Genomic DNA, 14641 nt, shown 5'->3' on the forward strand with positions numbered 1-14641 from the left:
TCGTCTTAAGTTTATATGAGCCAATCGATACCCGAACAATTTTTTGAGAAACTGAGAAGCCATCAGCTTGACGAAAGTGACCATTTGAAGCTTACAGAATGGTTTAAAAGCGCATCCGAGGCCGAGATCGACCAGGTTTTAGATGAGTATAGCAGGTATTTTCAAGACCATTCCGATGACCAATATCCCGAAGATAGTCGCCTGATTAGTCTTATCGAAAGTAGGATCGATGAAGCTGAAAACCTGTTTCCGGAAATTGGTCAGTATGAGCGGCAAACAACGCCTTTTCCTTTTATAAAATCTGTCTCGATAGCAGCCACCCTGTTGATTGGGGTATGCCTGTTTTATTATTTCTATAAGGAAAAAAAGCAACCCGGGGCTTCGGATCAAATTGCCCGTGCAACAAAAATTGTTCCCGGGGGCAATAAGGCGACGCTCACACTCAGCAACGGTAATATTATCACCCTCGATTCGGCCCATAATGGCATGCTGGCCAACCAAAGCAATGTGCAAATTATCAAGAAAAAAAATGGTCAGCTTGTTTATGATGCTTCGGCGATAAATCGAACAGGCAATGAAGTTGCCTATAATACCATAACAACCCCCCGGGGAGGTCAATACCAGGTACAATTGCCTGATGGTAGCAACGTTTGGCTCAATGCCGAATCATCTCTTAAGTTTCCTGCGCATTTTACGGGAGTACGAAGAGAGGTCATGTTAACCGGCGAAGGTTATTTTGAAGTAGCCAAAGATAAAGCGCATCCCTTTGCGGTTGAAATCAATAACACGGAGGTTGAAGTGCTGGGCACCCACTTCAATATAATGGGCTATAAAGACGAAGCTGCTACGGCTACCACCTTGCTGGAAGGTTCGGTGAAAATCAAAAAAGGGAATCGTGAACAAATGATAGTTCCAGGTCAGCAGGCAAAGGTTAACCAGGATATCACCATAGCTAATGTGAATGTGAACGAAGCTGTTGAATGGAAAAACGGCAATTTTAACTTCTCGCACGAAAAGCTGGAAGGTATTATGCGCAAGATAGCCCGTTGGTACGATGTTGATGTAGCTTACGAAGGCAAAGTTACCAACGCCACCTTTGTGGGCACCATACCACGTTCAGAACAGATCTCCGAGGTTTTAAAATATTTAGAATTAACAGGATTAGTGCACTTTAAAATTTCAGAAAGGAGAATAACGGCCATGCCATAATTTTTACTTACCGGCGGCCCATTCATTAAAAAGCCAGCAAGCGCTACCAACGCTTCCTGGCAATGCCTGGGAATGTAAAACCGCCATATAACCGTACTACCAATTATTAAGTCAGATTTAAACCCAAAACATTCAAATGTATGAAATTTTATTTTCAAACAGGGGAGCGGCGTTTTGCCTGTTTTCCTAAAATTTTGCTTGTAATGAAGCTTACCCTTGTTATATTAATTACTGCTTTTTTACAGGTTTCTAAGGCCAGTTATGGACAGCGTATAACTTATAAAGGAAACATATCGGTTGAGAAGTTTTTACAAATAATCCAAGCCCAAACCCCTTTCAAAGTTCTTTATACTGAAGAAATGGTGAATGGGGCTGGCAACACCGATTTGAACCTGAAAAACGTAACTGTTGAAGACGCACTCAACACTTGCTTCAAGGATAAACCATTGAGTTACACTATAAACAACAATGTAATTGTTATTAAAAATAAACCGGTGCTGGTTAATGGGGCAGGCAGCCAATCGTTAACTATCAACGGCAAGGTGACTGATGATAAAAATGCGCCGCTTCCGGGCGTAACAGTTTTAATTAAAGGCACCAGCACAACTGCAGTTACTGATATTAACGGCGATTATAAAATTACGGTGAACGACGCTAAAGCGATCCTTGTTTTTAGTTTTGTTGGTTTTGAAACTACCGAGGTTATGCCTGGTACGAACCCGGTAGTCAATGTACAATTAAAGGTATTCAACCAGAACATTAGCGAGGTTGTGGTTGTGGGGTATGGAACGCAGCGTAAAACATCGCTAACATCGGCGGTTTCGGCAGTTAAAGGAAGCGAACTGGCAAAGGCCCCGGTCCCTAACATTACCTCATCATTAGCAGGGCGTGTCGCCGGCATATCTGCACGGCCTAACGGCGGTGTACCCGGACAAGATGATCCGGATATCCATGTCAGGGGCATAGGAACAACAGGAAGTAGTGGCGCCCTTATTGTAATAGATGGAATCATTCGATCTAATATTGATCAAATAGACCAAAACCAGATCGAATCTGTTTCAATACTGAAAGACGCAGCCGCTGTAGCACCTTATGGTTTGGCAGGTGCCAACGGTGTAATGCTAATTACTACCAAACATGGCCAAACAGGCCTGCCAACCTTGTCGCTGGGAGCTTATTATGGTATCCAGCGTCCAACATTTCCGCCCAATATGCTAAATGCTAAAGATTACATGACCTTAAAAAACGAGGCGGATGTAAACTCAGGCTTAGCCCCCGAATTTGCCACAGACCTGATTAATAATTATGATAATCTGCACGCCCAAAATCCCGATAAATACCCTAACAGCAATGTTCAGCGGGAATTGGTGAAATTAAACAAACCCCAGCAAAATTATAATTTACAATTAACGGGAGGTACCAACATTATGCAGTATTATGTTGGCTTCAATTTTTTAAGGCAAGATGGTATATTTGATCCCCTTTCATATAACAGATATAATTACAACGCCAAGGTTGATATCAATGCGACCCCGACCACTAAAGTAAGTGTTGCGCTCAGCAACTCTATTGAGCAAAACCAAACAGGACCAATAGCACAAGGTATTTCTTACATCCCTACGGCTGCAATTTATTACAGCAACGGTTTATGGGGACAATCGGGTGGATATTCACCTGCGGGAGATATTGAAAGCGGTAGTTATAGCAAAATAAGCCGAAATACCGCGTTAAACTCTATCGCGGTTGAGCAGCAGTTGCCGTTTGTGAAAGGGTTAAGTATTAAAGGTGTATTCGGCTATGATCCCACAACTGAAACAGATAAAGGCTGGACACGCCCAAGCTACTATTATATTTATGATGCTACAACGTCGCCGGCAACCTATAATAAAACGCAACTTGGCGACGGTTATACTACACTTTCTCAGAGCTTCTTAAAGAGCCAAACCTTTACCTATCAGGGATATTTGAATTACCATCGCACGTTTGGCAACAATGATATAACCGGCCTGGTAGTTGCAGAGGCCCGCAACCAGATCTTTAGCAATTTCAATGCATCGAGAAGAGGTTTTAGCGTTAATGTGGATGAACTGGATCTGGGTACATCCGACAAATTGAACTTCAATAATGGCGGTTCGTCCAGCACCGCCAGTCAGTTAGGGTATGTGTATCGCCTGGACTATGCTTATAAAGGCAAATACATGATTGAAGCTACCGGGCGTTATGATGGACACTACTATTTTGCACCTGGCCATCAATGGGCATTTTTCCCTGCATTTTCGGCAGGATGGCGATTATCGGAGGAACCGTTTATTAAAAAGAACCTCACGTTTGTAGATAACCTCAAGTTAAGGGGATCCTGGGGTAAATCAGGTAACCTGGCGGGTAGCCCATATCAGTATCTTACCAAATACAACCTTTACAGTAACGCTTATTCTTTTGGCACCTCAAACCTTGTTCAGGGATCTTATATACCACTCGAATCGAACCCTGAAATTACCTGGGAAAGGGCAACCAAAAGTGATATAGGCATTGACGGCTCTCTCTGGGGCGGCAAATTGACGTTTGAGACCGATTATTTTTACGAGAAAAGATCTGACATGTTGATCGATCCGATAACTACCGTTCCGGTTGAGTATGGGCTGGCACTCCCACAAACCAACGCCGGTGTAATGAGTAACCACGGCATTGAGGTAGTGCTTGGTACAAACCACAAATTCAGCAATGGTTTACAATTAAGTGTATCAGGTAATTTTAGCTTCGCAAGGAACAAGCTTTTACAGGTCTTCGAAAATGACGTAACCAAAAATAACCCTCAGCGTAGCCGGACGGGACGCGAGTTAGGAACGCCCTTTGGCTATAAGGCGTTGGGCTTATTCAAAACATCGGATGATAAAAACGGTGATGGAATAATAGATAGCAAGGATGGTTATAATATAACCCAATTTGGTACTCTTCACCCCGGCGATGTGAAATATGCTGATCTGAATGGCGACGGTAAAATAGACGATAAAGACGAAACCGTAGTTGGTTATCCAACCACCCCTGAAATAACCTATGGCTTAAACCTTAACGCCTCATGGAAAGGTTTTGATGTCACCTTGTTTTTCCAGGGTGCGGCCAATTCAAGCCTGAATATTCAGGGCTATCAGACTGTTCCTTTTAGGATAAACAACACCAACACCTCCTACGAATATTTTGACAACAGGTGGACACCGGATCACCAGGATGCCAAATATCCGAAATCTTACGCATCGAAAAATACTAATAACACCACTAATCCACTAAATGGTGATGGTTTCGGCGCTTTTTCATCTTCACTATGGATGGCCAATACAAGCTTCCTGCGATTGAAAACCGCAGTAGTAGGTTATACTATTCCGGCTGCCATTACCAGGAAATTCAGTATTCAGAGCCTGCGTTTATATGTTTCGGGACAAAATGTGTTTACCATGAGCCCGCTTAAGTTTATGGATCCCGAAACAGGCTATTCATCACGTGAAGAATCGTACCCTGTTCAAAAAGCTTTCATTTTTGGTCTGAACGTAACTTTTTAACCATAGCGTAATTAAAGTCATGAAGAAATTAAATAAAAATAGCACCTACTATGGTTGGCTGTTGCTGGCCGTATTGGTGATCCCTATAGCATCCTGCAAAAAATACCTTGATAATTCACCCAAAGATTCTATTGCGGGCGATGTGCAATGGAGCAGTGAAACTACTGCCGACCTGTTTTTAAATGATATTTACCACCAGATAAACGATCAGGGTGATACTCCCGACCCATTGGATAGCTACACAGACGATAACGATGGCGGGCCATATTGGAAATCATGGCGCTGGAGACAAGGTATCATCGGGCCTGGTGTTGAAGATGGCACCCCGCAAGAAAATGATGGTGGGGCATCAAATTACGAGGAATGGGACGCAGTTTATTCCAAGATCAGAAAGTGTAACACTTTTATTCAGGAAGTGAATGCGCACGCTGCAAACCTCTCGCTGGGTTACAGAAACAAAAGGATTGACGAAGTTCGTTTTCTACGGGCTTTTTTTTACAGTTATTTATGGATGCACGTTGGTGGCTTGCCGATAATAACCGTACCGCAAGACAGAAATAAGGATAGCCAGGCCGATCTGTTTAAATCCAGAAGCACTTTTGGCGACACCTATAACTTTATCGATGCTCAGTTAGACTCTGTTGTCAATAACAATTACCTGGCAAAAAAATACAATGCGGGTGAAGCAGATGCAGGTCGTGCTACGATAGGGGCGGCACTGGCGTTAAAGGGTTGGATTGAGTTGTACGCCGCAAGTCCATCCTTCAACACCGGTTCGGCGATAATGGGTTCCGACCCTAACAAATTTTTCAGCTTCGGTAACACGGATGTGGCACGCTATGTTAAAGCCGCCGCAACCAATAAAAAGTTTATCGATGAACTGGGAGGTACCTATGCATTATTCCCCGATATGACCACTTTCTGGAAGGAATCTAATGAATACAATTCTGAAGTTATATTTGATAAACAGGCAGTAGCCAATAGCACAGGCAGTGCGTATAACCTTTTCGGCGGCCCGGTCTACATATTAGGTCAGTATTACACCTGGGGAAATTACGACCCTACACAAGAACTGGTTGATCAGTTCAGGATGGATAATGGTTTGCCTATAAGTGACCCGAAATCGGGGTATGACCCTCAACATCCGTATTTGCATCGCGAAAAGCGTTTTTATGATTGGATAGTATATGATGGAGCGCCGTACAAGCAAAATTGGATGAATAAAACAGATACCATTTACACCAGGATCGATAAAGTTCACCCATCCCTCAATGAGATCGATTTTGGCTCGTCAGATGTATCTAATACGGCATATTATTTCAAAAAACGCCTTAACCCGGATATTGTACCATCGGGCGGTAGCAGCAACGGTATCAACTACGTGTACTTTCGTTACGCTGAGGTGTTATTGAATTACGCGGAAGCTCAGAATGAAGCTGTTGGCCCGAATGCAGATGTTTATTCGGCCCTTAATAAGCTCAGAACGAGATCAAATTTGCCTGCACTTGAGGCTACTTATGGTGGCCAGAATTTGAGCCAGGCCCAAATGCGTGCCGTTATCCGTAATGAACGCAGGGTTGAACTGTGCTGGGAAAACAAAAGGTATTATGATATCATTCGCTGGGGCATAGGAGTTGATGTACTTAACGTTGACAGGCACGGCATGAAGATCTCCAACACTTCGCCAGCCGATAATAAAGGCGTATGGAAGTATGAACCTGTATTGTTAGGGCACCCGCATGTGTTTACATCAAAAATGTACCTTAATCCAATACCACAACCGGTTATTGACAGGAATCCGAACATTAAGCAAAATCCTAATTATTAAGCCCGTAAACATAGGATTAGCAGTTAACCACCGGCGTAAGCAAGTTTACGCTGGTGGTTTTTAAATATTAAAATCAAATCAAATGCTAAATAATAAATCCATCTTCCTGTCTGTGTTAAGTGTTGCGTTTGCAATAACGGCAAATGCCCAGCTTTACAAAGACCCCAAAGCGCCTGTACAAAAGCGCGTAGCCGATCTGTTAAAACGAATGACCCTCGAAGAAAAAATAGGACAGATGAGTATGTCGTCGCTTACTGGAGCTAAGAATAGCAAAATAGCTTATGGAGTTTTGGAGAGCCCTTTTACTAATGTAAGAGATGTTGCTTTAAAATCGGCAGTTGCAAAAAAATACAGTCGCGAGCAAACCCGTCTCGGGATTCCTCCGATACAAATAGGTGAATGTTTGCACGGGCAGCTTGCCGCGGGGGCAACAACTTTTCCGCAAGCCATAGCCCAGGGAAGTACCTGGAACCCTGAATTGATAGAAAAGATGGGACAAGCTATAGCTTATGAAGCATCTACATCCGGGGTTGACCAGGCATTGTCACCATTGTTCGACCTGATCAGGGATGCCCGTTATGGGAGAGTAGAAGAGTGTTTTGCTGAAGACCCTTATTTGGTTGGTCAGCTTGGTTCGGCCTTTGTAAGGGGGATGCAGGGTAATCCCGCCCAAACCCGAAATAGCTTCGCTTTTGATAAAGTGATGTGCACCGGAAAGCATTTCGCTGCTTACAGCAAACCCATTGCGGGTATTAATATAGCCCCGGCCGAAATAGGGGAGCGCGAACTGCGCACCATGTTCCTGGCACCGTTTCGCGATGTTGTGCAGGATGCGAACATAGCCGCTATTATGCCCTCATACAATGAAATAGACGGCGTTCCTGCCCATAGTAATGAGTTTTTGTTAAAACAGGTATTAAGGAAAGAGTGGAATTTTAAAGGCTATGTATTTTCCGATTACGGGGGCCTGAGCCAGTTGTACGATTTTCATAAGATCGCTAAATCGAAGTCAGAGGCTGCTATTTTCGGCATAACCGCCGGGGTCGATCTGGAAGCTGCCCGCCCTGATATTTATCCTCATTTAATTGAGTTGGTTAAAGCAGGTAAGATCAAAGAATCGCAAATTGATACTGCCGTAGCCCGCATTTTAACCCTTAAATTTAAAGCAGGATTATTTGAAAAGCCCTTGGCCGATACTTCGCGCATAAAGGACAGGGTACATACCGCCGATCATATCAAACTTTCGCAGCAAATAGCAGAAGAATCTATCGTATTATTAAAAAACAATGATAACCTGTTGCCTCTGAATATCAGTAAACTAAAATCTATTGCTGTTATAGGCCCCAACGCTAATAAAGTTCAATATGGCGATTATAGTTTCACCAGAGATAACCTCTCGGGTGTAAATGTGCTTGAGGGAATTAAGCAATTTGTAGGTAATAGCGTTAAAGTAAACTACGCCCAGGGATGCGAACTTACCGGTCTTGACCGAAGCGGCTTTGACGAAGCTATAAAAACTGCTAATGAAAGTGACGCAGTTGTGGTGGTATTAGGAACTACCAGCGTTGTTTTTCAGGGTGTAGGCTGGAATGGCCAGGCACCGGGTAACGAGCCCCAGGATCCTTTTACCTGTGGAGAAGGATATGATGTTACGGATATTAGTCCACAAGGCGTTCAACGCGAATTGTTGCAGGCCATTTACAAAACCGGTAAACCTGTTATACTGGTGCTGGAGAACGGCCGTCCGTGGAGTATCAGTTGGGAAAAAGAAAATATCCCGGCTATTTTAGAGGCTTGGTACCCCGGTGAAAAAGGCGGCACTGCCATTACCAATATTTTGTTTGGCAAAGTAAACCCGTCTGGAAGGCTTAATATGAGCGTGCCGCAATCAACCGGCCATATTCCTGTATTTTATAACTATGTAAACTCATCGAGAGGTAATAACCGCGAAGCCGGAACAATTGAAAAACCAGGGCGAGACTATGTATTTTCATCCCCTGATCCACTGTTTGCTTTCGGCTTTGGTTTGAGCTATACTTCGTTTGACTACAGTAATCTTAAAGTGTCAAAAACAACTTTTAGTAAAGATGAACAGGTTACTGTTTCTGTAGATGTAAAAAATGTGGGCAAGGTAGCTGGTAAAGAAGTTGTGCAATTGTACCTTGGTAATAAAGTTAATTCGGTTAGTACGCCGGTTGTGGCTTTAAAAAGGTTTAGTAAAATAACTGTTGAACCGGGAGAAACTAAAACAGTAAGTTTTAAAATTGATGCTAAAGATATTGCCATCTGGAATCGCCAGATGAAGTTTGTTACTGAGTCGGGTACGTTTGATGTGATGATCGCCAAAGCGGCCAACAATGTTGTATTAAAACAACAAGTGGAATATAAAAACTGATATCCGTTTGTGGGATCATAAATTCGTGGGACAATTCCATTATATTGTCCCTGGGCATTCCGCATTATTGTCAAAAAGATTGAATAACTGAATTCCGGTCTTGTGATGTAAGTAATTCGGGCCGCTGGGAAAACCTTCGGTTGTAGATTTAAAAGACCTTTGTGTTATTAAATCTTCAGTAAATGGAAAGGAAAAAAGTTGCATTAGTTACTGGGGCCTCGTCTGGCATTGGCGAGGCTACAGTAATACTCTTAGCCAATAACGGTTATAAAGTTTACGGAGCTGCCCGCAGGGTGGAAAAAATGAGGCACCTGAAATTGGCTGGCATTGAGATTTTGGCGATGGATATTTCTGACGACGAAACCATGGTGCAAGGGGTCAATGAGATCATTAAAAGAGAAGAAAATATCGATATCCTCGTTAATAATGCCGGGTTTGGATCCTTCGGTGCCGTAGAGGATGTTGCTATGAAAGATGCACGCTATCAAATGGAAGTAAATTTGATCGGCCTGGCACGGTTATGCCAGCTGATATTGCCGCACATGCGCCGTCAGCATTCAGGAAAAATCATTAACATCACCTCAATCGGCGGTAAAATGGCCACACCAATGGGCGGCTGGTACCACGCCAGCAAATTTGCGGTAGAAGGCTTAAGCGACAGCCTCCGGATGGAAGTGAAACAATTCGGGATCGACGTGATCGTTATTGAACCCGGAGGCGTTAAAACTGAATGGGCCGGAATTGCTGCGAACCATGCGGGTAGCGTTTCTGGCGATACCGTCTATAAAGCTATGGCTGATAAAGCCAAAGAGATCGATGCTGCACAGGACAAATTTTCCGAGCCCGTAGAAATTGCCAGAACGATCCAAAAGGCGATTGAGGCTAAGAAGCCCAAAGCACGTTATTCAGCCGGCAGCATGGCGGGCGTGATCCTCTTTTTGAAAAAATGGCTGAGCGATGCCGCCTTCGATAAATTCATGATGCAGCGTTTTAAATAATTACCGATATTTAAAAAAAGGTATGTCGTACTCTGCGCATCAATACAATATTATCATGTCTACCTGTGCCGCGGTGGCGCATCGGGGCGGAGAAGATTTAGTTCCCGAGCACGCGCTCGCTTACCGGATTAGCGGGGTATCCCGCACTGTTATTGGGGACAAAGCACATGTTTCCGGCCCGGGTACTATTGCATTGGCCCGAAAGAATACCTTATTGAAAACCATCAAATATCCCGAACGGGGGGATATTCCTTTTCGTTCCATTGCGATTCTTTTAAACCAAGCCATTTTGAAGAAAATTAGCGTGGAAGAAAATATCATTGCCGACACCGCCTATACCGGGGAACCGGCCCTTGATCTCAGCCAAAACCTGTTTCTGAAAGGGTATTTTGAATCGTTGGTCCCATTTTTCCAGACAGGGAGAACGCTGACACCCAGCCTGGCGGAATTAAAGACCCGCGAGGCGGTCGCCTTACTGTTGCAGCACGATGCCAAATTGAAAAACATGCTGTTTGATTTCAGCGAACCGGGAAAGATCGATCTGGAAGCGTTTATGCAAAAAAACTATGTTTATCACATTTCACTGGCCCAGTTTGCCCGGCTCTCGGGGCGCAGCATGACCACGTTTAAACGGGACTTTAAAAAGATCTTCGACAGCACACCTGAACAATGGATTCGGAACAAAAGGTTAGAGCGTGCGCATTTTTTAATTGCCGAACGCAAACAGGCTCCGGTATCCATTTTTTCAGAAGTTGGCTTCGAGACCCTTTCTCACTTTTCATCCGCCTTTAAAAAACTCTACGGGTATAACCCGTCGGCACTGACCTGAAGGTTAAACAACTTTTAGATTTTTTTGAAACATCAAAGCTTACTACGATGAAAAAAATAGTATTCCTGGGCTTACTATGCCTTGTTAACAGTACATTATTTGCACAATCTGCAAGCGATAAAGTGCTTGGTATTTGGATGACGGTCGCTAAAAATGCGAAGATCGAAATCTACCGGTCGGACAATAGATATTTCGGAAAGGTTTTGTGGGGAACGCTGCTCTACGAAAAAGATGGCAAAACTTCATTGAAGGACAATCTTAACCCCGATCCTCTGTTAAGATCGAGGAATCGTATCGGGTTGATCTTTATTACGGATCTGATTTATAGTGATGGTGAATACAGCAGTGGTCAGATATATAACTCGACGAATGGAAAAACCTACCGGTTAAAAATGAAATTGCTCGACGATAATGATTTGGAAATGCGCGGCTTCCTGGGCTTTACCTTGTTTGGGCAAACCGTCAAATGGGTGAGGGTGAAAGAATAATCCTACCACTAAACAGCATCGCTTGTTTGTCGAACGCCGGACAGTTGATGGCCGTTAGACACCGGGTAATTGTCCTGCTTGCAAAAAATCACCATATCTAAGACGGGGAACGACAAAATTAAAGAAACGCTTGCGCGGTTCTTTTTGATAAAAAGGCGAAACAATTGGTTTAGATATCCAACCATATTGCAAAGAAGTGCCGGCCAAAAGTTAAGGCTGGAAAAATATTTAAAATTTTTTTGCATCTTTTTTAGCATTGGCCGTCATAGGAGAAAATTTAAATATTCTTTTATGAAACAGGAACAAGCGCTTATCATTGGCGGAACCACAGGAATGGGTAAAGCTACCGCAACCCGATTATTAAAAAAAGGAATTGAAGTGATTATTGTCGGCAGGCCAGATCATAACCTTGATACCGTAAAAGCCGAAATGTCAGTATTTGGCGCCGTGAAAACAATTGGGCTCGATTTACTTGACATGGCTGCGGTCCGTTCGTTGGCCAAAAATCTTTCTGAACAAGCCCCTGATCTAAAATTCCTGGTTAACGCTGCAGGCTATTTTAACCCGGTGCCTTTCCTTGATCATACAGAGCAGGATTATGACATTTATCACGGTTTTAATAAAGCGTTTTTCTTTATTACGCAAGCTGCGGCAAAGATCATCACCAGCAATGGCGGCGGATCGATCGTTAACATTGGCTCTATGTGGGCGCATCAGGCAATCAAAGCAACTCCATCATCAGCCTACTCCATGGCCAAGGCGGGTTTGCACAGTTTAACACAGCACCTGGCAATGGAACTTGCCTCCGGCAACATTCGTGTTAACGCCGTTGCGCCGGCAGTAGTGGTTACTCCTATTTATAGTGCCTTCATCGAGAAAGATAAAATAGAGGAAACGCTTCAGGGCTTTAACGACTTTCATCCAATAGGCAGAGTTGGGCGCCCTGAAGATGTAGCCGCAACGATTGACTTTTTGCTATCTGAGAATAGCGCATGGGTTACCGGCGCGATATGGGACATAGATGGCGGTGTAATGGCTGGACGAAATTAACTTGGGAGGATTATATATGCTTAATGGAATAAATTTAGATGGGCTTGCTGCTTATACCCAGATCATTACCCGCAACCCGGCAGAAGCAATATCCAGTTACGGTATTACTGCTAATTGGTTAGGCGGCGTTAGCACCGAAATCCGGACGGAAAGCCAGAAAGTTGGCTCTGCGGAAATCAGTAAGGACTTTAGCTTTAAAATTGACGAGCCACAGGAGCTTTTGGGTAATAATCAGGCACCAACACCGCAGGATTATTTATTTGCCGGCCTTGCCGGTTGTATGATGGTTGGTTTTGTAGTTGGCGCTTCGCAAAAAGATATCAAATTGGAAAGCGTTGTTCTTACTATCAAAGGAAATCTTAACCTGCTGGGCTTTTTGGGAATTGATCCAAACGCGCCGGTTGGATTTGAGAGAATAGAATTTCATTACGATGTAAAAGGGAACGGTACGAAGGATGATTATGACGAGATTATAAGGAAAGTTCAGCAAACATCGCCAAATTACCGAACATTGGTTGACAGTGTGATCCTGACAACAAGCAAATGTTGAATTATAAAAATGCTGGTTTTATAACGAGCTATAAAAGCCCCCCGGACCCGTCCGGGGGCTTTTATTTTAACGGGTTATCAAATTAACAAATCGTGCAAACTTTGCCTACAATCGTATAAAGATAAGGTTCATTGTCAGGGTACTTTTGTTTTATCAAACATCACACAATGAAAACATTATACTCAGTTTTTGAAGATATCAATTTAGATATGTGCAGTAACCAATGCTTGTTAAGCATCGGTACGCAAGCACTGGTGCCGAAGGTGAATTTATTCGATCGGCTATTCGGCCAGATCAAAATTTCAAGATCGGGTATTAAACGGAGTTTGATGCTCATCTCAAAAGCAATTATTAAGGAATCATTAGGTGCTGAGCTGGATATTAAATTAATTATCATGCTATTTGCCGGGTATCTATCTCTTGTAAAGCAGCCGTCATCTTTATTAAAGATCAAGGCCTTTCAGAGCCGTTCGGCCTCCTCATTCATCAACACACAGTTACTTGCAATTGATTGACTCTACATTTATAAAATCACTAATTATATCAACTTCTTATTAAAAATTATCAGCCATGAAAAAAGATGAAAAAACAAAACGTCCATACGTCATTTGCTTGATGGTTACTTCCCTTGATGGCAAAATACTTGCTGAAAAATGGGGTGATACCCCGACAGTTAACAAACTTGCCGATAAATTCGAGATAGTTCAAGACAGAATCGGAATACCTGCGTGGATCGTCGGCCGTACTACGATGGAAAAGGATTTTACAGATTATGCAAAACCCATTCTGAAAAAAGGGCATCACGAAATCAGCCGTGAAGATTTCGTTGCCACACACAACACTAAACGATTTGCCATTACCATTGATGGCAGTGCTAAATTAGGTTGGGAAGAACCGACGATCGGTGACGACCACGTTATCACCATTCTTACGGAGGCCGTACCAGATGCATACTTGGCTCATTTAAAAGACATAGGCCTTTCTTACCTGTTTGCCGGAAAAACTGTGGTAAATCTTGAAGTCGCCTTAGAGAAATTATACAGCCTTTTCGGAATCGAAAAGCTGATGCTGGAGGGCGGCGGTAAAATCAACGGCTCATTCCTGAATGAAGGCTTAATTGACGAGGTTAACCAGGTTATTCTGCCTATGGCAGATGGAACCATTGAAACTTCCACTATGTTTGAGATAGATGCGAAAAAGAAAAAAGGTGGCGCAACGCTGATGTCGTTACAGGAAGTAAGAAAAATTGAAGACGATGCAGTTTGGCTCACCTATAAGGTGGTCGGCCGGGAATAGCGGCCATAGTTGATACACAAAAAAAGCGGCACAATAGCCGCTTTTTTTGTGTATGAAGTCAAAAATAATTTCTGTTTTTCTTGTTACGCCGGTTGTTTGAAACCTTCCACTATAACTGCTGTATAAACCGCGCCTTTAAAACGGTGTTGTTTAACTTCAGTATAACGCGGGCTGTTGTAAAAATCCTCGGCTTCCTGAAATGAAGGAAATTCCAAAACAACAACGCCTTCAACTTCCGGGCCTTCAACAACCTTTTTCTGGCCGTAGGCGGTCAAAGGCTTGAAGTTAAACCCTTCAGCTGCTGAAGGTAAGAGGCTTGAATAGGTGTCCAATTGAGCCTGGTCCAGTGTTTTTTCTTTGATAAAAATGATGTAAGCTCCCATGATTTTGATGTTTTAAGTGTTGAGTGAATTGTTAAGTGTTTTGATGAACCCGACAACTTTC

General features: G+C 43.2%; 12 protein-coding genes. 11 read left to right on the forward strand and 1 reads right to left on the reverse strand.

Annotation, left to right across the window (positions count from 1 at the left end; all coding sequences use genetic code 11):
• Window positions 1–15 precede the first annotated feature (15 nt).
• From DUL71_RS07955 to DUL71_RS08010, 11 genes are all read left to right on the forward strand, one after another.
• Entirely contained in the window at window positions 16–1209 is a 1194-nt protein-coding gene (locus tag DUL71_RS07955) for a FecR family protein (protein WP_114937607.1), read from the forward strand.
• 203 nt (window positions 1210–1412) lie between these two features.
• Window positions 1413–4763 carry a TonB-dependent receptor gene (locus DUL71_RS07960; protein WP_114938495.1) on the forward strand — a complete coding sequence of 1117 codons (3351 nt, stop codon included), beginning with the start codon at window positions 1413–1415 and terminating at the stop codon, window positions 4761–4763.
• A gap of 19 nt (window positions 4764–4782) precedes the next feature.
• Window positions 4783–6591, forward strand: a complete 1809-nt coding sequence (locus DUL71_RS07965; RefSeq protein ID WP_114937608.1) for a RagB/SusD family nutrient uptake outer membrane protein — start codon at window positions 4783–4785, stop codon at window positions 6589–6591.
• A gap of 82 nt (window positions 6592–6673) precedes the next feature.
• On the forward strand, window positions 6674–8986 hold the full coding sequence (locus DUL71_RS07970) for a glycoside hydrolase family 3 N-terminal domain-containing protein (RefSeq protein WP_114937609.1): 2313 nt from the start codon (window positions 6674–6676) through the stop codon (window positions 8984–8986).
• Window positions 8987–9168: 182 nt separating this feature from the next.
• Complete coding sequence (locus tag DUL71_RS07975; RefSeq protein WP_114937610.1) at window positions 9169–9984, forward strand: oxidoreductase; 816 nt, start codon at window positions 9169–9171, stop codon at window positions 9982–9984.
• Window positions 9985–10039: 55 nt separating this feature from the next.
• Window positions 10040–10813: a helix-turn-helix domain-containing protein gene (locus DUL71_RS07980; RefSeq protein ID WP_161964394.1), complete on the forward strand. Its 774-nt coding sequence runs from the start codon at window positions 10040–10042 to the stop codon at window positions 10811–10813.
• A 47-nt stretch (window positions 10814–10860) separates the two neighbouring features.
• Window positions 10861–11301, forward strand: coding sequence for a DUF2147 domain-containing protein (locus DUL71_RS07985; protein ID WP_114937612.1), 441 nt, complete (start codon window positions 10861–10863; stop codon window positions 11299–11301).
• Window positions 11302–11592: 291 nt separating this feature from the next.
• A complete protein-coding gene (locus DUL71_RS07995) occupies window positions 11593–12351 on the forward strand; it encodes an SDR family NAD(P)-dependent oxidoreductase (protein WP_114937614.1) in 759 nt (252 codons plus the stop codon).
• A 16-nt stretch (window positions 12352–12367) separates the two neighbouring features.
• A complete protein-coding gene (locus tag DUL71_RS08000) occupies window positions 12368–12901 on the forward strand; it encodes an OsmC family protein (RefSeq protein WP_114937615.1) in 534 nt (177 codons plus the stop codon).
• A 167-nt stretch (window positions 12902–13068) separates the two neighbouring features.
• Window positions 13069–13416, forward strand: coding sequence for a hypothetical protein (locus DUL71_RS08005; protein ID WP_114937616.1), 348 nt, complete (start codon window positions 13069–13071; stop codon window positions 13414–13416).
• A gap of 55 nt (window positions 13417–13471) precedes the next feature.
• Window positions 13472–14197 (forward strand): RibD family protein, encoded by a 726-nt coding sequence (locus DUL71_RS08010; RefSeq protein WP_114937617.1) that lies wholly within the window; start codon window positions 13472–13474, stop codon window positions 14195–14197.
• 83 nt (window positions 14198–14280) lie between these two features.
• On the opposite strand, the gene DUL71_RS08015 is transcribed toward DUL71_RS08010, so the two are convergent.
• Complete coding sequence (locus DUL71_RS08015) at window positions 14281–14580, reverse strand: DUF1330 domain-containing protein (protein WP_114937618.1); 300 nt, start codon at window positions 14578–14580, stop codon at window positions 14281–14283.
• Window positions 14581–14641 lie beyond the last annotated feature (61 nt).

It is taken from the genome of Mucilaginibacter endophyticus (genome assembly GCF_003351025.1).
GTDB lineage: Bacteria > Bacteroidota > Bacteroidia > Sphingobacteriales > Sphingobacteriaceae > Mucilaginibacter > Mucilaginibacter endophyticus.